Raw genomic sequence first — 20,963 nt, forward strand, 5'->3', positions numbered from 1 at the left:
AGTAATATTCTCACAAAAAGCAAAAAAGCCCGCTACGAGAGCGAGCTATTTTCCTAATCAAAAATTACTTAACTTCAACGTTTGCTCCAACTTCTTCAAGTTTAGCTTTGATTTCTTCAGCTTCCTCTTTAGAAGCACCTTCTTTGATTGCTTTTGGAGTGTTGTCAACAAGTTCTTTTGCTTCTTTAAGTCCAAGACCAGTGATTTCACGAACCACTTTGATTACTTTAATTTTTTGGTCGCCCGCAGATGCAAGAACAACGTCAAATTCAGTTTGCTCTTCAGCAGCTGCACCAGCAGCAGCTCCACCCATAACAGCTACAGGAGCAGCAGCAGTTACGCCAAACTCTTCTTCGATTGCTTTTACTAGGTCATTTAATTCTAAAACAGTCATATTTTTAACTGCTTCAATGATTTGTTCTTTAGTCATGATTATTTTCCTCCTTGGAATTGTTTTATTTTAAATGGTCAAAAAAGTTTCTAGCTTATGCGCCTTGTTCTTCTTTTTGATCTGCCACAGCTTTTGTAGCAAGAGCAAGGTTGCGGATAGGTGCTTGAAGCACGCTGAGTAGCATAGATAGTAAGCCTTCGCGAGATGGTAGATCGGCAAGAGCTTTGATATCTTCAACAGTTGCAACGTTTCCTTCGATAACACCTGCTTTAATTTCAAGAGCTTCATTCTTCTTTGCGAATTCGTTAATGATCTTTGCTGGTGCTACAACATCCTCAGTGCTGAATGCGATCGCATTTGGTCCAGTAAGAACCTCGTTTAATCCAGTAAGTTCAGCAGCTTCTGCCGCACGGCGAGTTAGAGTATTTTTGTAAACCTTGAATTCTACTCCAGCCTCACGTAGCTGTTTACGAAGCTCTGTTACTTCGGCAACGTTTAAACCACGGTAATCAACGACAACTGTTGATACACTTGATTTAAGTTTATCAGCGATTTCGTCTACGATTAGTTTCTTTTGTTCGATAGCGTTGCTCATCTTTACACCTCCTGTAGAATTTCTACATTCATACCGACACAATCAAATACACTTTGGCGTATTTGCGCCCAGATTTTTTCGAGCAAGCTCGAAAAATTTCCTTTAAAAATCTGAGGCATCTGCCGGAGGCTAACTTTATCGAGCAGAAGCGGAAGCTTCTGTTTGATAAAGTTAAAAACCTCCACATCAACAGACATGGAGGTAGTATACAATAGTTACATAACAACTAAGTTCAATCTATCGTATGACCTCGGTAGGATAATTAAGCGCAATGCCCCTACTGTCTGCGGTACAAATGTTATTATATTTTCACAACAGAATAGATTATATAAAAAATCATTCCCGTTGTCAATTACTTTTATTTTCCAGAAACAGAAGAAGGATCTACCTTAACTCCAGGTCCCATTGTAGTGGCAATCGTTACATTCTTCATGTATGTGCCTTTTGCAGCAGCAGGCTTCACTTTCACCATTGTATCGAAAATTGTGTTGAAGTTTTCAACAAGCTTTTCGTTATCAAATGATGTTTTACCAATAGGTACATGAACGTTTCCAGATTTATCAACGCGGTATTCAACTTTACCAGCTTTGATTTCTTGAACTGCCTTTGTTACATCAAATGTAACTGTTCCTGTTTTAGGGTTTGGCATTAAGCCTTTAGGTCCTAATACACGACCAAGCTTACCAACTTCACCCATCATATCAGGTGTTGCAACAATTACGTCAAACTCAAACCAACCTTGGTTGATTTTGTTGATGTATTCTGCATCTCCAACATAATCTGCACCAGCAGCTTCTGCTTCTTTTACTTTTTCACCTTTAGCAAATACGAGAACACGTTGAGTTTTACCAGTTCCGTTTGGAAGAACGACTGCTCCACGGATTTGTTGGTCCGCTTTCTTAGGGTCTACTCCTAAACGAAATGCAACTTCAACGGTTGCGTCAAACTTAGCAACGTTTGTTTTCTTGGCAAGATCGATTGCCTCTTCAACTGGGTAAGCTTTAAAACGATCTACAAGCTTAGTAGCTTCTAAATACTTTTTACCTCTTTTTGCCATTATAATTTCCTCCTTGATTGTGGTTTTAGCGGAATAACCTAACCTCCCACTTCAGAAAAACACAAGTGTTTTTCCACAGAACAAAGGTTGCGAGTGAAACTAAATTCAACGTCGCAACCTCTTAATCAACCTTAAACAATTTGCATGGATTAGTCTTCGATAACGATACCCATGCTGCGTGCAGTACCTTCAACCATGCGCATAGCTGCTTCAACACTAGCTGCATTTAGATCTGGCATTTTGGTTTCAGCAATCTCGCGTACCTTGTCACGCTTAACTGTCGCTACTTTATTACGGTTTGGTTCACCAGAACCAGACTCGATTCCAGCTGCTTTCTTAAGAAGAACGGCAGCAGGTGGAGTTTTCGTAATAAACGTAAATGAACGGTCTTCAAATACCGTAATTTCAACAGGTATGATTAAACCAGCTTGTTCAGCTGTACGAGCGTTAAACTCTTTACAGAATCCCATGATATTAACACCGGCTTGACCTAATGCAGGTCCAACTGGTGGTGCTGGATTCGCTTTAGCTGCAGGAATTTGCAATTTAACAACCTTAATTACTTTTTTAGCCACGAGACACACCTCCTTAAAGTCCGTGATGTGGTAATAGGGGCAATTTCCCCTCCCACTCATCTAGTTTTCTTTATATAAAAATAAAGAACTCGACAATATTTTGTCTACAATGAGACATACTGACCTTTGAAATGTTATCACTTTTCAAGGCCGATTTCAAGTTTTTCGGATTAAATTTTTTCAATCTGTGTAAAATCAAGCTCAACTGGAGTGTCACGGCCAAACATATTCACAAGAACCTTCAGCTTCGCTTTATCCTTGTCGATCTCTTCAATTGAGCCCGTGAAATTAGCGAAAGGACCTTCCTTCACGCGAACGGATTCACCCATCTCGAAATCAATATCGATGCGTTTTTCTTCAACACCCATACTCTTTAGAATGGAATTAATTTCTTCTGGTAAAAGTGGGGTGGGCTTAGAGCCTGAGCCTGCGGAACCAACAAACCCTGTTACACCTGGTGTATTTCGAACCACATACCAAGAGTCATCAGTCATGATCAGTTCAACTAAAACGTACCCAGGGAATACCTTGCGTTTAACTGTTTTCTTCTTGCCATTCTTAATATCTGTTTCTTCTTCCTCTGGGACGATTACTCGAAAAATCTTATCCTGCATGCCCATCGTTTCGACACGCTTCTCGAGATTTGTTTTTACTTTATTTTCGTAACCAGAGTAAGTATGGACTACATACCAATTCTTTTCCATTCTTCAGGACAATTTGTCCTTCCCTCCCTACAATTCAAAATAGGCCTGTCTATTTTTTTGCAAATTAAAAAACCCGTCACCGGGCTTTGTAAAAAAATTGCTGTTATATTTTCCATTATACCATTAAGATACCTAGGTTATTCAAGGAATTAATCGAATCAATTCAGAAATTCCTAAATCAACGACGGCAAAAAAGACGGTAAAGAATACGACAGTGGCGATAACGGTAATCGTGTAGCTTGTTAATTCCTTACGCTTCGGCCAGCTGACCTTTTGCATTTCACGACCAACGTCTTTGAAGAAATTTACAATGCGTTGCATGAGTGAGACCTCCAACTTTTTAAGGGATTGCTAGTCTATTTAAACTTTCATCTATTTCGTTTCTCGATGGATTGTATGAGCATTACAAGTGCTGCAAAATTTCTTAAGATCCAATCGCTCTGATTCCTTCTTGCTTGTGGTAGAATAATTTCTTGAGCCACAAACACTGCAAGCAAGGGCAACCTTTTTATTCATCTTGTCACCCACTAATTTCATCTATTTTATCTATAAAACTGTAACATGGACAAACATTAGTGTCAATAAGAAATGCGGAATGCGCTCGTCCATCGGCGACAAGTAAAGACGAGCCGGCATGGAGATTGTCCTTTAATCTCCTTGACGGATTGGCTGTAAACCAAAGAGCCGATAGCGCATGGAGCTAGACAATAAGAAATGCGGAGTGCGCTCGTCCATCGGCGACCACCATCACAACGTCAACTCTCTTACTTCCAAATATTTCTCTAGTTTTCTCTTTACTCTTTGGAGCGCATTATCAATGGACTTAACATGCCGATTCAATTCCTCGGATATCTCCTGATAGGATTGTCCATCAAGATAGAGGGCCAGAACCTTTCGTTCCAAATCGCTTAGAAGCTCCGCCATTTTCACTTCGATATGATCAAACTCTTCCTGATTGATAATCAGCTCCTCTGGATCCATCACCTTTGCACCAGAGATAATATCCATTAACGTTCGATCCGATTCCTCATCATAAATAGGCTTGTCCAAAGAAACATAAGAATTAAGCGGAATATGCTTCTGCCTTGTTGCCGTCTTGATGGCCGTAATAATTTGCCTCGTGATACACAGCTCTGCAAACGCTTTAAAAGAAGTGAGCTTGTCCTCCTTAAAATCACGAATTGCCTTATATAAACCTATCATTCCCTCTTGAACAATGTCTTCTTTGTCCGCTCCAATTAAAAAATAAGATCTAGCTTTTGCCCGCACGAAATTACGGTACTTGTGAATCAAGTAATCCAAGGCTTCACCAGTCCCTTGATGAACCAATTCTACTAACTCTTCATCCTCAAGCTGGATGTAATCAATAAAGCTCTCATCGCCCTTTGTTCTGTAGTCAGCACTCAAGTTCGATCCCTCCGACCGCACAAGCTAGTTAGAAATATTATACAGTAGCCGTTTTTCCCCCGTCAACCGCTCATCGCTCACCTCTGCGCCATTTTTCGAAAATTTCTGCCACTTCCGGACTAAGAGGTATCTTCGAATTTGGGCTTTTTTCTTGAATTTTTTTGACTTTGTTTTCAATTTTCTTTTCCACCGATTCCATCTCTATTAATAGCTCACGGGCGGATTTCCGTAGAGCTCCTTGTCCAAAAATCGCCCACTGCTCTGTATAATCAGAGGTTGCGACATGGACCTGAGTTCTGCGATTGCTTAACGCGATCGCTAGCTTTTCAATTCGTTCATCGGCAGTTTCATTTGTTCGGGTAAAAATAACCTCCACTTGATGATTTCGAAGTTTCTTTTCGACCCCTTTAACGTATTGTGCGTCAAAAACTACAATCACACGGTAGCCAGAGTACGCTTGATACTCTGCCATTCTCTCAATCAAGCGATCTCTGGCCGCTGCTAAATCTTTACTCTTCAGGGCTCTCAACTCTGGCCAATCACCGATGATGTTATAACCGTCCACAATGAGGATGTCCATTTTCATCACTCAAGAGGGGTACGTTTTCGAAAAACTTCATACATGAGAAGTGCTGCTGCTACAGAAGCATTTAATGATGTCACTTGTCCTTTCATCGGCAAACGAATGAGAAAATCACATTTATCTCGAACCAGTCGCCCGATCCCTTTTCCTTCACTTCCGATCACAAGACCCAATGGTAAAGTGCCATCAAAGGTGCGGAAGTCCTCTTTCCCCGATGCATCCGTACCTGCAATCCATACGCCCCGTTTCTTTAATTCATCTATTGTTCTTGCCATATTAGTGACTCGAACAACTGGAATATATTCGATCGCTCCTGTTGAGGCTTTGGCAACCGTTGCCGTCAGCCCTACAGCACGACGCTTTGGAATAATAATCCCATGGGCACCAACTGCATCTGCCGTTCTCATGATCGATCCAAGATTATGAGGATCTTCTATTTCATCTAAAAGAATAAAGAAGGGAGCCTCGTTTCTCTGTTCGGCAATTGAAAATAAATCATCTAGCTCCGCATATTGATAGGCCGCCACCTGGGCAATGACTCCTTGATGATTCCCTTCAACAAGTCCATCAATTTTTTTCTTTGGTACAAATTGAACGAGAACATTTTTCTCCTTCGCAAGTCCAATTACCTGCTGCATCTGCCCCTTTTGTGAGCCTTCCGCAATGAGAATTTTGTTAACATCCCGATCAGATTTTAACGCTTCGATGACTGGATTCTTGCCGATAATATAATCTTGATTCATGTTGTGACTCCTCCCTTCTTATCCTTCACAATCTCAAAGGACTTCTCAATAATTTCCTCTAACCGTTCTTCCTGTCTCATTAGATACAAGTAACCAATTAATGCTTCAAAAGCCGTACCGTACCGATAGGTTTGTACATCGGTATTTTTCGGTACGGTACCTGACTTTGCGTTTCTCCCTCTCATGACCACAGCGATTTCTTCGTCTGTTAAGAGCTTCTGTTCAAGTAAAGAATGGATGATACTCGACTGTGCCTTGGCTGATACATAATGAGTTGCTTCCTTATGCAAATGATTGGGCTTCACCTTGCCATTTTGCAAAAGATGCTCGCGGACATAGACCTCATAGACGGAATCACCCATATAAGCTAGAGCCAAAGAATTTAATTGCTTTACCTCTAAATGATGTTCATACTCAAGCATCTTCGATTAGCCTCTTTTCCAGCGAGTGCCCTGTGCTGTATCCTCTAAAATGATGTTCATATCCTTCAGTTGATCACGAATCTCATCTGCTAGCTTAAAATTCCTGTCTTTGCGTGCTTGGATTCGTTTTTGAATCAGCTCTTCAATTTCTTCATCGAGCAGCATTTCCTCTTCAAGTGTTAAACCCAGCACTCCAAAAAGAGTTTCGAATTCGTTGATGAAAGCTTCAATGACAGTAACCGCCGTATTTTTTTCCATCAGATACAGATTCGCAAGCTTGGATAATTCGAAAAGAACTGAAATGGCATTCGCTGTATTAAAGTCATCATCCATCGCCTCAATAAATTCTCCGTGCTGCTGTTGAATCTGATCGAGCCAATGCTGATCATTTTCCGTTAGATTAGAGCTAGCCTCAATCCGATGCTTAAGGTTTTGGAAGGATGTCTTAATCCTTTCGAGAGCTGATTGCGTATTTTCAAGGAGCTCCTCCGAATAATTGATTGGATTGCGGTAGTGAACAGATAGCATGAAAAACCTCAACACTTGAGGATCATGGCGCTCAATAATTTCATGAACGAGAACAAAATTCCCCAATGACTTAGACATCTTTTCGTTATCGATATTAATATAACCGTTATGCATCCAATATCGTGCAAACTCTTTGCCTGTCAATGCCTCCGATTGGGCAATTTCGTTCTCGTGGTGTGGAAAGGCTAAATCCTGGCCCCCGGCATGAATGTCAATGGTGTCCCCTAGGTACTTTCTAGCCATCGCGGAGCATTCGATATGCCAGCCTGGACGACCTTTTCCCCATGGGCTCTCCCAATAAATTTCCCCTGGCTTTGCCGCTTTCCATAGGGCAAAATCCAGTGCATCCTGCTTCTTTTCCCCTACAGCAATACGTGCACCGATACGAAGCTCATCGATCGATTGATGGGAAAGCTTTCCGTATTCCTTGAATTTACGTGTATGAAAATACACGTCGCCTTCTGATTCATACGCGTAGCCTTTATCAATTAAAGTAGCAATAAAACCGATAATGATGTCCATATTTTCCATGACACGAGGATGGGTATCTGCTTGACGGCATCCTAGCGCCTGAACATCTTCGTGATAAGCCTGAATAAAACGATCGGCGATGACCGGCACCTCTTCCCCGAGCTCGCCAGCGACTCGAATCAGCTTATCATCCACATCTGTAAAATTGGAAATATAATTCACATCATAGCCACGAAACTCCAAATATCTCCTTACTGTATCAAAAACAATGGCAGGGCGTGCATTTCCGATATGAATATAATTATAGACAGTTGGTCCACAAACATACATTTTGACCTTGCCTTCTTCTAGTGGAACAAACTCTTCCTTTTTTCTCGTTAGCGTATTATATATTTTAATGCCCATATTAATGGCTCCTTTCACGCTGTAATTCCTTCAATTCTTCTTGTAGTTGCCTAATTTGCTCCTCCATGATTCTGCAACGATCGGCCACCGGATCCGGTAAATCAGAATGATTTAAGTCCTTATTAAGTCTGACTCCATCCTGAATGACGACCTTTCCTGGTATGCCAACCACTGTCGAGTTCGGAGGGACCTCCTTCAGAACCACAGAGCCTGCGCCAATCTTTGAATTTTCCCCGACGGTGATCGAACCAAGCACCTTGGCACCTGTAGCGATTAACGCATTATCCTTAATCGTGGGATGACGTTTTCCCTTTTCCTTTCCCGTACCACCTAAGGTAACACCCTGAAAGACGGTTACATTGTCACCAATTTCGCAGGTTTCTCCAATGACCACACCCATGCCATGATCAATGAAAAAGCGGCGGCCTATTTTGGCACCGGGATGAATTTCAATTCCAGTAAAAAATCTACTCACCTGTGAAATGACTCGAGCAATAAAAAATAATTTTCGCTTATAAAATGCGTGGGCAACGCGATGCGCCCAAATCGCATGTAAGCCAGAATAGGTCAAGATGACTTCTAAATAGGTTCTGGCCGCTGGATCCTGTTCAAAAACAACTTCAATATCCTCCTTCAGTCTTTTAAACATTTTCCAACCCCCTTTTCTCCAAGGCTCTTTTTCCATACGAAAGCCGTTTTCTCCAAATAAAAACGCCTCTGTCAACATGACAGAGACGTATAATCTACGCGGTTCCACTCTGTTTAGGCTATAATCAGCCTCAACTCTACACTTGTAACGGAAGCAATCCGCCCAAATCTACTGGAGGACAGGGCCTTGTTCGAAGTGGGACTCAGAGGCGCATTTCAAAAAGCGAGGGGCCTGAACCAATTTCAGCCGAGGAAAAACAAATATTTTCCCAAGTTGGTTCTCTCTTTAAAGCATCACTTTTCTACTTTTCCTCATCAACATTTTTCAACTATGAAATTCGTATATATACTATATTACACTTTTTTCAATCTGTTAACCCAAAATCTGCTTTAAACGGCTGGCAACCTTTTCACGGCCTAATAGCGCAATTGCTTTCGGTAGGTCTGGTCCGTGCGTTTGACCCGTTGTTGCAACACGAACTGGCATAAAGAGCTTCTTCCCTTTTTGACCCGTTGCCTTTTGCACAGCTTTGAGGGATTGCTTAATCTCATCAGCTGTAAATTCTTCGAGCTGTTCAACCTCCTGCAGGAAAGCCGCTAATACTGCTGGGACATCCTCATCCGCAATGACTTCCTTTGCTTCCTCATCCATCTCTACGTCATCCTTAAAGAAGAGACCCGAAAGCTCCACAATTTCTGCTCCATAGCTCATTTGCTCCTGATATAAAGCGATTAAGCCCTTAGCCCACTGCAGCTCTTGATCAGTCATCTGTTCTGGTACTCGTCCAGCTTTGATTAAGTGAGGCAAGGAAATCTCAACAAGCTTCTCAATATCCGTCTTTTTGATATATTGATTATTCATCCAGGCAAGCTTCTGTTTGTCAAATAATGCTGGTGATTTTGACAAACGCTCCGCATCGAAAATTTGAATCAAATCTTCTTTAGAATAGATCTCTTCTTCACCAGCTGGAGACCATCCAAGTAAGGCAATAAAATTAAATAATGCCTCTGGAAGATACCCAAGCTCCTCGTATTGCTCAATAAATTGAATGATCGATTCATCTCGCTTGCTTAGCTTTTTCCGACTTTCATTGACGATTAGTGTCATATGCCCAAAAATAGGTGCTTCCCAGCCTAATGCTTCATAAATCATTAATTGCTTTGGCGTATTGGAAATATGGTCATCCCCTCGTAGAACATGGGAGATTTTCATGAGATAATCATCGACCGCAACCGCAAAATTATAGGTTGGCGTACCATCTTTTTTCACGATAACAAAGTCTCCTCCCACGCCATCCGACTCAAAGGAAACATGACCCTTCACCATGTCATCAAAAGCGTACACCTTGCCTTCAGGAACACGGAAGCGAATGCTTGGCTTTCGTCCCTCTTGTTCAAATTTCTCTCTTTCTTCTGCTGAAAGATGACGACATCTACCTGAATATCCAGCAATTTGCTTGGAATCGCTTTGGGCTTCTCTTTCTGCCTCTAATTCTTCCTCTGTACAGTAGCATTTATACGCTAAGCCCTTGTCTAAAAGCTCCTGATAATACTGTTCATAGATTTCATTTCGCTCTGATTGACGGTATGGGCCATAGCCCCCGTCTAGATCAATGCTTTCATCCCAATCCATTCCTAGCCACTTTAAATATTTGAGCTGGCTCTCCTCTCCGCCTTCAATATTCCTCTTCTTATCTGTATCTTCAATGCGAATGATGAATTTACCACCCTGATTTCTCGCAAATAAATAGTTAAATAATGCTGTACGCGCATTCCCAATATGTAAATGTCCTGTTGGACTTGGTGCGTAACGAACCCGAATATCACTTGACATATTGCTCCTCCTACCTCTATATCGAAATAATGATACCACGTGATTAGCTGTTTTAAAAGTAGTCCATGTGAAACTAGAATGTGACTCTTACCGCCATATACGTATACGTTCTCTACGTTACTCGTACCGAGTAAAACTCGTTCACATATACGTATATGGCTAAAGCCAGCATCCAATATTAAACAAGGATTACTTTGCCTTTTGCAGCAAAACAACTGCTTGTGCAGCAATCCCTTCTCCTCTTCCAGTGAAACCAAGCTGCTCTGTTGTCGTTGCCTTCACATTGATTTGCTCTGGTGTGCACTCTAGTAATTCAGCAATTCTTGCTTTCATCGGCTCAATATAGGGAGCCATTTTTGGCTTCTGGGCAATGATCGTACAATCGGCATTAACGAGCTCATAGCCTTTTTCCCTAATCATTTTCCAAATATGCTCGAGCAGCTTGGCTGAATCAGCATCCTTAAATGCAGGGTCTGTATCAGGAAAATGTCTCCCGATATCTCCCTCTCCAATTGCTCCTAAGCATGCATCTGTAATCGTATGTAAAAGCACATCCGCATCAGAATGTCCTAGTAGTCCCTTTTCATATGGAATCTCAATTCCTCCAATGATTAAAGGCCTTCCTTCTGCTAATTGATGTACATCAAAGCCTTGTCCAATTCGAAACATCATGTATCACCTTTCATCTTCTTTAAGATCGCTTCAGCAAAATACAAATCTTCCTTTGTGGTCAGCTTAATATTATCATAACTTCCTTCCACAATCTTTACGGGATGTTGAATTCTTTCGACAAGACTTGCCTCATCCGTTCCTAAAAACCCCGTATCCTTAGCATGCTGATGGGCTTCTTTTAATATGGAAATACGAAAAGCTTGTGGGGTTTGAATCGCCCACAAGCTTGATCGATCTACCGTTTCAACCACTTCATCATAAAGAACTCTTTTTATCGTATCCTTTACCGGCACCGCTACGACAGCTGCTCCGTATTCATTGGCTACATGAACCGACTTATGAATGGTAGGAACATCAATAAAAGGCCTTGCTGCATCATGAACAAGAATAATTCCTTCTGAACCAGCGGCTTCCAAGCCGTGATAAACACTATCCTGCCGCTCTTTCCCGCCATAGACGATCGCTTTTATTTTTTTAATTTGATGCTCTTTTAAGAGGATGTTAAATTCCTCTTCATCTTGAGGGGATATCGCCAAAACGATCCCGTCACATTTTTCATCTCGTTCAAAGACCTGTAATGTATGAATGAAAACAGGAATGCCCTTTAATTCCAACAGCAATTTATTCTTTCCTGCACCCATTCTTTTCCCCTGTCCTGCGGCAGGAATAATGACTTCATAAGCCATAACCAAACTCCTCTTTTTACAATGCTCGTTCTAATAATTTGGGCTTGGCAAAAATCATTCGGCCCGCTGACGTTTGCAGTACACTTGTCACCAATACCTCAATATGCTTCCCAATATAATCGCGGCCGCCTTCAACAACGATCATCGTTCCGTCATCTAGATATGCAATGCCTTGGTTGTGTTCCTTCCCGTCTTTAATCACCTGTACGCTCATTTCCTCTCCAGGAAGAACAACCGGCTTCACAGCATTGGCTAAGTCATTAATATTTAATACAGAAACCTTCTGCAGCTCACAAACCTTGTTGAGGTTGAAATCATTCGTTACCACAACACCATTTGTTAGCTTTGCTAGTTTCACAAGTTTGCTATCTACCTCTTGAATCTCTTCAAAGTCTCCCTCATAAATCTCCACATTGATAGAGAGTTCCTTTTGAATACGGTTCAGTATATCAAGACCCCTGCGCCCACGATTTCTTTTGAGCACATCGGAAGAATCGGCAATATGCTGCAATTCCTCGAGAACAAATTGCGGAATTACGATGGTTCCTTCTAGGAATCCCGTTTGGCAAATATCCGCAATTCTACCATCAATTATGACGCTTGTATCTAAGATTTTGAGTACATTCTTCACAGGAGTCTCTGCTTCTTCTTCACTTGTCTTTTTCTTGTTTCTTGTAAAAAGAGACATGAGTTCATGCCGCTTCTTGAGACCCACCTGAGAGCCTAAATAACCAAATAAAAGCGTTAAAAGAATGGGTGCGACCGTATTTAAAATCGGTACTTCAATCATATTTAAGGCAAAGCCAACTAGAAATGCAATCGCCAAACCAAAAAACAAACCCACACTTCCAAATAAAATATCAGCAATTGGAACCTTGATCAGTGACTCTTCAAACCATTTAACAAAGTTTGCGACGTAGTCAACCGCCCAAAAAGAAATAAGATAAAAAATAATAGCACCAAGTATGGCGGTTACATAAGGGTTATTAATGATTGTGTTATCATCAAGATTGATTAAAGATAATAGATCTCCAATTAGGAATATTCCAAGCGTACCACCCGTAATGAGAAAGCATGCTTGAATAATACGTTTGAGCATTCCTTCACCTCCTTTTATCATTATAAACAAAATCCAAAATTCAAAACGTAATATTACGACGTTTTTCAAAGATTGTTAGCTGTCTGAAATATGATTGATATATTAGAAAAATAGAGTGATTTTCCCACTCATTATTTTTCCTTTTTATAAAAAAATTATTACACTTTAAGGGTAGCATCGTGGAAAAAAAGTGTCAAATGAGTACTCTTTCACAAATAGCAACATAAATCGGTTTGCCAAAAGTTTCAATCACTCTGTGCTTAGTCTATATATGTCTATCCGCAAACAGCTGCTCCTTAATAAGCTTCAGCCCTTCCTTAATTTTCCTCGCACGTACTTCCCCAATTCCGTCAACCTCGTCCAGTTCCTCAACAGAGGCTGCGACAATATGACGGAGTTCCTTGAATTGATTGACAAGATTATCAATAATCACAGGAGGGAGCCTCGTAATTTTATTCAGAACTCGGAAGCCCCTTGGGCATTTATATTCATCAATATGAACATAGCCCTGATAGCCCATTAATTTCAAGACGGCTGAATCCTCTAGCATTTCTCCATGGGCGAGATCCTGTAGTTTTTTTAGCGTTGAAAAAGGATTGACGTCATCATGAGCGGCATAATCCTTGATAATTAAGACCGCTTCTTCTTCAATGTCAGCAAGTAGCTCATTCATCTGCAAACGAATGAGTCTCCCCTCCGTCCCTAGTTCACTCAAATAGGAAAGCAGTTCATTTTTGATTCTCAGAACCATTTCCAGACGCCGAATTACTTTTACGATATCACTATAAGTGACCATTTCCTCAAATTCTAATACCCCTAGATTCGCAATACTTTGTTCAAGGACGACCTTATATTTTTCTAATGTTTGCAGCGCTTGGTTTGCCTTTGTCAAATTTACTGCTATCTCACGGAGAGCATAGCGAAAATTACCTTGGTATAGAGTAATAACATTCCTTCTTTGGGAGATGGCGATAACCAAAGATTTCGTCTGTTTGGCGACTCTTTCCGCTGTGCGATGCCGCATCCCTGTTTCTGTAGATGAAACACTTGGGTCGGGAGCCAGCTGGGCATTGGCAATGAGAATTTTATCCCCGTTTTCATTAAGAATGATCGCCCCATCCATTTTCGCGAGTTCATAAAGATAGCTGGGAGAAAATGTGCAATTAATTTGGAAACCACCATCCACGATGTCCTTCACCTTATCATTAGATGCAAATACAATAAGTCCTCCTGTATTTGCACGGAGGACGTTGTCAATTCCTTCCCGTATCGGTGTACCTGGGGCAATCATCTGAAGTATTTCCGTAACCGTTATTTCGCCGGCCCTTTTATTTTCCAAATGGACAAACCTCCCTCATAACTTTTTTTATGCAGGAAAAGGACAAGTGTTCGATCCCCTTTATTAAAGGATATGGATATATGAGGGAAATATTCAAAAGAATAGGCTGTTTTCGCACGGATTGTAGTTCTGGAATGTCCTTAATACCGGCCATTCCGTTTCATACCAGTCGTGTGATACGCATAGATTGAGCAGCACTTTTCTCCGTAGTTTCTACAGATAGACTGCATCAAACATCGTTTGTCTAAATATTTATTGTTCAAAAGCAACAATGTTTGAGAAAAGAGCCAAAGAATAAGAGCAAAAAGGATCCCCGAAGGAATCCCATGTATTAGAAAGGTGTAGCATTAAAAACCTTATCGATGACTTCTGATAGGGTATTACACGCAATAATCTCGATGTTCTTGAAGGTATCGGGATTTCTTAATGCACGGCGGGCAATATATACCTTCCGATAGCCCATCCGTTCAATTTCTCGAATACGTGCTTCTAGCGTCGGGACTTTTTTGAGCTCCCCTGTCAACCCGATGTCCGCAATAAAGACAACATCATTCGGAATCCCTTTTCCTTTGTAGGAGGAAACAATGCTCATGAGAACAGCCAGGTTACTAGACTGCTCCTTTAATCGAATGCCTCCTGTTGTTTTGATCACGACATTTTGCGTCAGCATTTGCAAGCCCGCTCGCTGCTCAAGGATGGCTGTTAACGTGTTAATTTGGTCCTTTCGCATACACTCACCAATGCGGGAAGGATACGGGGTAAAGGTTGGGGAAACAAGGCTTTCCACCTCTACAATAATCGGCCTTGTCCCCTCTTTTATAACCGTTAACGCACTGCCACTCACAATTTCATCTCTTTGCGTAATAAAGAATTCCGATGGATTATCAATCGCCCTGAGACCATCCTCCTCCATTGAGAAAAATCCCATTTCACCCGTGCTTCCGTAGCGATTTTTGCTTGCAGAGAGCTGCTTTAATTCTTCCCCATCCTCCCCATCAAGCACAAGAACGGTATCGACTAAATGCTCAAGAGCGCGCAGGCCAGCGAGCTCATTATCCTTTGTCATCTGCCCGACCATAATGACTGCCCGGGGCCGTTCCGAGCTCTTTGCAACCTTCAAAAGGGCATTCGCACATTCCATCGTTTGCGTCGGGCTGCCAGGTCTTGATGGATATTCCTCAAGAACAAAGGTTTGAATACTATCAATGATGATCATATCAGGATCAACTACATCAATAATGCCCAGAACATTATTCATGCTTGTGTCCGAGTGAATCCAAATATTTTCATGGATGGATGGAAGGATTCGTTCCGCGCGGTTCTTGATTTGGCTTTCGCTTTCTTCCCCAGAAGCATAAAGGACCTTGTAGCCTTTTGAGGCCAGATCCTGACTCACTTGTAAAAGCAGTGTCGACTTCCCAGCTCCAGGTACTGCCGTAATAATTGAAAGCGAGTCCCTTACAATCCCCCCGCCCATGACTCGATTAAATTCAGAAATCGAGGTGATCATTCGGTCACTTTTGGAAGAGCTGGTATCTAACAACCGCTTTACAGGAATATTGCTTTTGGCTACCCGCGGTTTTATTTGCTTCGTTTCTCCACCGCTCATTTCTTCTTTAAGGGTACCCCGCTCCCCACATCCATTGCAAAATCCCTGCCATTTGGGGTGCTGGGTTTCACAGCTTGAACATATATAGACTGTTTTTACTTTTTTCAAATGCCTTCATCCTCGCCCATTAAGTCTTTTCTTAACCTTAATACAAAATGGTCAAAAAAGAAATGAGGTATTCACTCATCTTCCAGTGAATACCTCAGGTCGTATTATTTGTTTAGCTGCGGGGTGCCTGATTTAACGGTAAATTCGCCATTCTCCACATCGATTGTGACAAACTGGCCCGTTAAAACGGCTCCTTTCAGAAGCTCTTCAGAAAGGCGATCCTCAATATGCTTTTGAATCGCTCTTCTAAGCGGACGAGCACCATATTCTGGGTCGTAGCCTTCTTCAGCAATCTTTTCAATGGCCGCTTCAGTCAATTGAAGCTTAATATCCTGCTCATTCAAGCGCTTAATAAGCTGATCAGACATTAGATTCACAATGTTCCTTAAATGCTTTCTTTCTAATGCATGGAAAACAATGATTTCATCTATGCGGTTCAGGAATTCTGGACGGAATGCCTTCTTCAATTCTTCCATAACCTTGCCCTTCATATCCTTGTAATCCTGTTCCCCATCCTGAACATTAAAACCCACATACTTATTTCTCTTTAACGACTCTGCTCCGACGTTTGACGTCATGATGAGTACAGTGTTGCGGAAATCCACTGTTCTCCCCTTCGAATCTGTCAAACGGCCATCCTCTAGCACTTGTAAAAGTATATTAAAGACATCTGGATGTGCCTTCTCAATCTCATCTAGCAGGATGACGGAATATGGCTTTCTCCTTACCTTTTCCGTTAGCTGGCCACCCTCTTCATAACCAACATATCCCGGAGGCGAGCCCACAAGTCTTGAGGTAGAATGTTTCTCCATATACTCTGACATATCGACGCGAATCATCGCATCTTCATCCCCAAACATCGCTTCTGCTAATGCACGAGCAAGCTCTGTTTTTCCGACTCCTGTTGGTCCTAGGAAGATGAACGAACCAATCGGTCTCTTCGGATCCTTTAATCCAGCTCGGGCACGGCGTACTGCCTTGGAAATCGCATTAACTGCTTCCTCCTGTCCAATCACCCGTGAATGAAGAATTTCTTCTAAATTAAGAAGCTTTTGTGTTTCTGTTTGGGCAAGCTTTGAGACAGGAATTCCCGTCCAACTTGACACGACGCTAGCTATATCCTCAACGGTTACCTCAGAATTCTCCTTCCCTTGCTTTTCCTTCCAGGATTTCTTCGTTTCCTCAAGCTGCTCCCTGAGACGTTGCTCAGAATCTCTTAAGGAAGCCGCTTTTTCAAATTCCTGACTTTGAACCGCCGCATCCTTCTCTTTACGAACCTCCTCAAGCTTCATTTCTAGCTCTTTCAAGTTCGGTGGTGTTGTATAGGAACGAAGTCTAACCTTTGAGCCAGCTTCATCGATTAGATCAATCGCCTTATCTGGAAGAAAGCGGTCAGAGATATAACGATCGGATAGCTTAACCGCCGCATCAATGGCCTCATCCGTAATAGAAACACGGTGGTGGGCTTCATAGCGATCTCGCAAGCCTTTTAGAATTTGGACGGACTCCTCTGCTGTTGGTTCATCCACCGTAATCGGTTGGAAACGTCTTTCTAATGCTGCATCCTTTTCGATATACTTCCGATACTCATCAAGGGTTGTTGCACCGATACATTGCAGCTCACCACGAGCAAGAGAAGGCTTAAGAATATTCGATGCATCGATCGCTCCCTCTGCCCCACCTGCACCAATCAATGTATGAAGCTCATCGATAAACAGAATGATGTTGCCAGCTTGGCGGATTTCGTCCATGACCTTTTTGAGACGATCCTCAAACTCACCACGATATTTTGTGCCAGCGACGACCGTTCCCATATCCAACGTCATCACCCTTTTGTCCCGTAAAATTTCAGGGACTTCATTATGAACAATCTGCTGAGCAAGTCCTTCGGCGATGGCTGTTTTTCCGACTCCAGGCTCTCCAATTAAAACAGGATTATTTTTCGTACGGCGACTTAATACTTCAATGACTCTTTGGATTTCTTTGCTACGGCCAATGACGGGATCTAAGCTTCCTTCACGAGCAATCGCCGTTAAATCCCGGGCAAGGCTATCAAGTGTTGGCGTATTAGCACTAGCTGAGGATCCGCCTTGATGACTTCCGGACTCATTGCTTCCTAAGAGCTGGAGGACTTGTTGGCGGGCCTTGTTCAAACTAACTCCGAGATTATTTAATACTCGAGCAGCTACCCCTTCTCCCTCTCTTATTAGCCCAAGGAGGATATGCTCAGTTCCTACATAGGAATGGCCTAATTTACGAGCCTCATCCATTGATAGCTCAATTACCTTTTTTGCTCTAGGTGTATAATGAGGCGTTTGGGAAACATCTTGTCCTCGTCCAATGAGGTTCTCCACTTCCTCCTGAATTTTTTCCGCCCCTAGACCAAGTGCATATAGAGCTTTCGCTGCAATCCCTTCTCCTTCTCGTACTAAGCCAAGGAGCACATGCTCTGTTCCAATATTATTATGCCCAAGTCGATTTGCTTCATCTTGCGCTAATGCTAATACCTTTTGAGCTCTTTCTGTAAAACGTCCAAACATCATAATCTATATCCTCCTTACCGAGTTTATTTATCTAGATTTAATCTTTCTCTAATTAATGACGCCCGGCGGATATCTCTTTCATCTGCTCTAAGAGGACCGCCTGCATATTGCTGTAGAAAACCAGGCTGTGTAAGTATCATGAGTTCATTCAAAATATTTTTCGATATATTTTCGATATATCCCATATCAATGCCAAGTCTTACATCCGATAGACAGCTTGCCGCCTCTTTGCTCTCAATGATTCGACAATTTGATAGGATTCCATATGAACGAAACACTTTATCTTCTAATTGTATGTTTGAAGTTTTCGCTAATGCTTCCCTTGCTGATCTTTCCTGGGCAATAAGCTGGGACACCACGCTTTGTAAATCCTCGACAATGTCTTCCTCAGACTTTCCTAATGTAATTTGGTTTGAAATTTGAAAGATATTGCCTAACGCTTCGCTTCCTTCTCCATATATCCCCCGAACCACCAAACCAAGCTGATTGATGGCTGGAATGATCCGATTTAGCTGATGGGTCAAGACTAGGCCAGGGAGATGCATCATAACGGAGGCTCGCATACCTGTTCCCACATTGGTCGGACAGCTAGTTAAGTAACCGATGGTTTCATCGAAGGCATAATCAACCTGCTGTTCAATATGATCATCGATTTCATTCGCGACCTTTAATGCCTCTTTAATTTGGAGACCTGGAAATAGACACTGTATGCGGATATGGTCCTCCTCATTGACCATAATACTTACCTCTTCATTATCGGATAAAATACATGCACCCAATGTAGAGCCTTCTGCGAGATAAGGACTGATCAAATGCTTTTCGACTAGCACCCTTTTATGCAATGGCTGGAGCTCATCCATGATTAGCAGTTCAAGCGTCCCAACATTAGAAAAATAATGGTCTTTTACGCTCTCATAAACGGAATCTATCACCTTTCTTCCCTCTTCGCTTGAAAAAACCGTCGGAAATTTATAATCACGAAAATTCCTTGCTAAGCGAATTCTAGAGCTTAAGACGATATCTGAATCTGGACCTTCTGCACTCATCCACGAACTGACGGCTTGATTTAAGAATTTTTCCAGTGACATCTTAATTCCCTCCCTCAATACCATGATCAAGTTGCTTTTCTAGGGACCTAATTTCATCGCGAATTTCCGCTGCTTTTTCGAATTCTTCACGTGAAATGAGCTCCTTAATCATATGCTTGAGGCTATCAATTTGCTTACGAAGGTGGATTCCACCACCAATACGACTTGGTATCTTTCCATTATGGGTCCAATTTCCACTATGCAAACGTTTTAGGATCGGTTTATTTTGTTCCTTAAAGGTTTCATAGCAGTTGGCACAGCCAAATCGCCCAATTTGAATAAATTGCTGATAGGTCATAGAACATACTTCACATTGCAGTGTTTCCTTTTGATAGATAGGAGTTTTTTGAGCAGGCTGAAAGCTATTCTGCATATTGAGTAGTCCTGCCAATAAATTATTGATAGAAAAACCCGCCCCTGTATTGAGCACGAAAGTTTCACCTTTCTCTTGTGCACATTGCTCGCACAGATGATAAACTGTTTTTTCACCGTTATTAATTTTTGTAAAATGAAGTGTAGCTGGTCTTTCATTACACTCTTGGCAAATCATAATATTCACCTCTTAGATTACGCGAGATTTATTTAGACTCATTTTCTCAAACCAATAACCACATTACGTTCGAGAGTGCCTTTATTTATATTTAAGAGTAATGAGCATGGCTTTTAACATTCTCGCCCGAAGTTCGTCCCTATAGGGAAGGTCGATATATAATACCGAGCGATCGATGACGCTAAGCATAATTTTTGCCTCTCTTTGAGAGATGACCTCCTCCTCGACAAGTCTGAGGATTACATGTTCAGCGCTATTTTGCGAAATGCGGTTTTCGATGAGAGATAGCAGTTGATCAATAAGCTCAGCAGAGTCATAAGTTTGTACTCTCATGATTCTAATATAGCCCCCGCCACCCCTCTTGCTCTCCACGATATAGCCCTTTTCCATGGTGAAACGTGTATTTATAACATAGTTTATTTGAGAGGGTACACATTGAAATTTGTCCGCAATTTCACTTCTTTTGATTTCAACAATCTCTTTTTCACTCATTTCCAATACTTTTTTTAAGTATTGTTCAATGATATCGGAGATGTTTCTCACTTAGCCTCCTCCTATCTGACTTTGACTATATTTGACTTTCATTATACATGAAGAAACGGACCTTTTGCAATGAAGTTGATGCATCCTATGGTTGAAAAAGTTGATTTGAATTGGTATATATCATTATTATGTAGAGGGTAAATCTCTAAGATGATGACGGTCGGTACCCCTTTAATTTCTCCACTTTCTGGGGTTCTCAAACGTCTTTTGGGGTAAATGCATTTTATGAATTGGGGTATTTCTATTCCTGAAAGCAAAAATATGGATCAAAAAAAGAGTACCCTCTACTGGATACTCTTCGCTCGCCCGGCAACGTCCTACTCTCACAAGGGCTCGTCCCCTAACTACCATCGGCGCAGAAGC

At 41.7% G+C, this 20,963-nt stretch carries 23 protein-coding genes and 2 other annotated features; all 23 genes read right to left on the minus strand.

The genetic code is table 11. From position 1 onward, the window contains the following. Positions 1–64: 64 nt before the first annotated feature. A complete protein-coding gene (gene rplL, locus J2S07_RS16420; RefSeq protein WP_307151491.1) occupies positions 65–430 on the minus strand; it encodes a 50S ribosomal protein L7/L12 in 366 nt (121 codons plus the stop codon). A gap of 55 nt (positions 431–485) precedes the next feature. Next, a complete protein-coding gene (gene rplJ, locus J2S07_RS16425) occupies positions 486–986 on the minus strand; it encodes a 50S ribosomal protein L10 (RefSeq protein WP_307151492.1) in 501 nt (166 codons plus the stop codon). Positions 987–1,149: 163 nt separating this feature from the next. Further along, positions 1,150–1,294: a sequence feature (ribosomal protein L10 leader region), on the minus strand. Between the two features lie 50 nt (positions 1,295–1,344). Then, positions 1,345–2,043, minus strand: a complete 699-nt coding sequence (gene rplA, locus J2S07_RS16430) for a 50S ribosomal protein L1 (protein ID WP_307151493.1) — start codon at positions 2,041–2,043, stop codon at positions 1,345–1,347. A gap of 149 nt (positions 2,044–2,192) precedes the next feature. Next, positions 2,193–2,618: a 50S ribosomal protein L11 gene (gene rplK / locus J2S07_RS16435; protein WP_141434103.1), complete on the minus strand. Its 426-nt coding sequence runs from the start codon at positions 2,616–2,618 to the stop codon at positions 2,193–2,195. A gap of 170 nt (positions 2,619–2,788) precedes the next feature. Next, the gene (gene nusG / locus J2S07_RS16440; RefSeq protein ID WP_307151494.1) at positions 2,789–3,322 is read right to left on the minus strand and encodes a transcription termination/antitermination protein NusG; all 534 of its coding nucleotides are present in this window, start codon (positions 3,320–3,322) and stop codon (positions 2,789–2,791) included. Positions 3,323–3,463: 141 nt separating this feature from the next. Beyond that, a complete protein-coding gene (secE, locus tag J2S07_RS16445; RefSeq protein ID WP_307151495.1) occupies positions 3,464–3,643 on the minus strand; it encodes a preprotein translocase subunit SecE in 180 nt (59 codons plus the stop codon). Between the two features lie 51 nt (positions 3,644–3,694). Further along, positions 3,695–3,838, minus strand: a complete 144-nt coding sequence (gene rpmG, locus J2S07_RS16450) for a 50S ribosomal protein L33 (protein WP_307151496.1) — start codon at positions 3,836–3,838, stop codon at positions 3,695–3,697. 231 nt (positions 3,839–4,069) lie between these two features. Continuing rightward, the gene (gene sigH / locus J2S07_RS16455) at positions 4,070–4,729 is read right to left on the minus strand and encodes an RNA polymerase sporulation sigma factor SigH (RefSeq protein ID WP_307151497.1); all 660 of its coding nucleotides are present in this window, start codon (positions 4,727–4,729) and stop codon (positions 4,070–4,072) included. Between the two features lie 70 nt (positions 4,730–4,799). Next, the gene (locus J2S07_RS16460) at positions 4,800–5,309 is read right to left on the minus strand and encodes an NYN domain-containing protein (RefSeq protein WP_307151498.1); all 510 of its coding nucleotides are present in this window, start codon (positions 5,307–5,309) and stop codon (positions 4,800–4,802) included. 5 nt (positions 5,310–5,314) lie between these two features. Then, positions 5,315–6,055, minus strand: coding sequence for a 23S rRNA (guanosine(2251)-2'-O)-methyltransferase RlmB (rlmB, locus tag J2S07_RS16465; protein WP_307151499.1), 741 nt, complete (start codon positions 6,053–6,055; stop codon positions 5,315–5,317). Next, positions 6,052–6,477 (minus strand): Mini-ribonuclease 3, encoded by a 426-nt coding sequence (locus J2S07_RS16470; protein ID WP_307151500.1) that lies wholly within the window; start codon positions 6,475–6,477, stop codon positions 6,052–6,054. The genes rlmB and J2S07_RS16470 overlap by 4 nt, the downstream gene beginning before the upstream one ends. Positions 6,478–6,483: 6 nt before the next feature. Beyond that, a complete protein-coding gene (cysS, locus tag J2S07_RS16475) occupies positions 6,484–7,881 on the minus strand; it encodes a cysteine--tRNA ligase (RefSeq protein WP_307151501.1) in 1,398 nt (465 codons plus the stop codon). Between the two features lies 1 nt (position 7,882). Further along, the gene (gene cysE / locus J2S07_RS16480) at positions 7,883–8,530 is read right to left on the minus strand and encodes a serine O-acetyltransferase (RefSeq protein ID WP_307151502.1); all 648 of its coding nucleotides are present in this window, start codon (positions 8,528–8,530) and stop codon (positions 7,883–7,885) included. Positions 8,531–8,608: 78 nt separating this feature from the next. After that, positions 8,609–8,857: a binding site (T-box leader), on the minus strand. Between the two features lie 45 nt (positions 8,858–8,902). Beyond that, on the minus strand, positions 8,903–10,363 hold the full coding sequence (gene gltX / locus J2S07_RS16485) for a glutamate--tRNA ligase (RefSeq protein ID WP_307151503.1): 1,461 nt from the start codon (positions 10,361–10,363) through the stop codon (positions 8,903–8,905). A gap of 189 nt (positions 10,364–10,552) precedes the next feature. Beyond that, complete coding sequence (gene ispF / locus J2S07_RS16490; RefSeq protein WP_307151504.1) at positions 10,553–11,032, minus strand: 2-C-methyl-D-erythritol 2,4-cyclodiphosphate synthase; 480 nt, start codon at positions 11,030–11,032, stop codon at positions 10,553–10,555. Then, positions 11,032–11,721 (minus strand): 2-C-methyl-D-erythritol 4-phosphate cytidylyltransferase, encoded by a 690-nt coding sequence (gene ispD, locus J2S07_RS16495; RefSeq protein ID WP_307151505.1) that lies wholly within the window; start codon positions 11,719–11,721, stop codon positions 11,032–11,034. Before ispD ends, ispF begins: the two co-directional genes overlap by 1 nt. Before the next feature lie 16 nt (positions 11,722–11,737). Continuing rightward, on the minus strand, positions 11,738–12,820 hold the full coding sequence (locus J2S07_RS16500) for a PIN/TRAM domain-containing protein (protein ID WP_307151506.1): 1,083 nt from the start codon (positions 12,818–12,820) through the stop codon (positions 11,738–11,740). 265 nt (positions 12,821–13,085) lie between these two features. After that, a complete protein-coding gene (gene disA / locus J2S07_RS16505; protein WP_370872864.1) occupies positions 13,086–14,111 on the minus strand; it encodes a DNA integrity scanning diadenylate cyclase DisA in 1,026 nt (341 codons plus the stop codon). 379 nt (positions 14,112–14,490) lie between these two features. Then, positions 14,491–15,876, minus strand: coding sequence for a DNA repair protein RadA (gene radA, locus J2S07_RS16510; RefSeq protein ID WP_307151508.1), 1,386 nt, complete (start codon positions 15,874–15,876; stop codon positions 14,491–14,493). A 104-nt stretch (positions 15,877–15,980) separates the two neighbouring features. Then, a complete protein-coding gene (clpC, locus tag J2S07_RS16515; RefSeq protein WP_307151509.1) occupies positions 15,981–18,419 on the minus strand; it encodes an ATP-dependent protease ATP-binding subunit ClpC in 2,439 nt (812 codons plus the stop codon). 23 nt (positions 18,420–18,442) lie between these two features. Then, positions 18,443–19,507, minus strand: coding sequence for a protein-arginine kinase McsB (gene mcsB / locus J2S07_RS16520; RefSeq protein WP_307151510.1), 1,065 nt, complete (start codon positions 19,505–19,507; stop codon positions 18,443–18,445). Position 19,508: 1 nt separating this feature from the next. Continuing rightward, a complete protein-coding gene (gene mcsA, locus J2S07_RS16525; protein WP_307151511.1) occupies positions 19,509–20,057 on the minus strand; it encodes a protein-arginine kinase activator protein McsA in 549 nt (182 codons plus the stop codon). Positions 20,058–20,138: 81 nt separating this feature from the next. Continuing rightward, positions 20,139–20,549 carry a CtsR family transcriptional regulator gene (locus tag J2S07_RS16530; RefSeq protein WP_370872865.1) on the minus strand — a complete coding sequence of 137 codons (411 nt, stop codon included), beginning with the start codon at positions 20,547–20,549 and terminating at the stop codon, positions 20,139–20,141. Positions 20,550–20,963 lie beyond the last annotated feature (414 nt).

The sequence above is a fragment of the Anoxybacillus andreesenii genome (assembly GCF_030813005.1).
In the GTDB taxonomy this organism is placed as follows: domain Bacteria; phylum Bacillota; class Bacilli; order Bacillales; family Cytobacillaceae; genus Robertmurraya; species Robertmurraya andreesenii.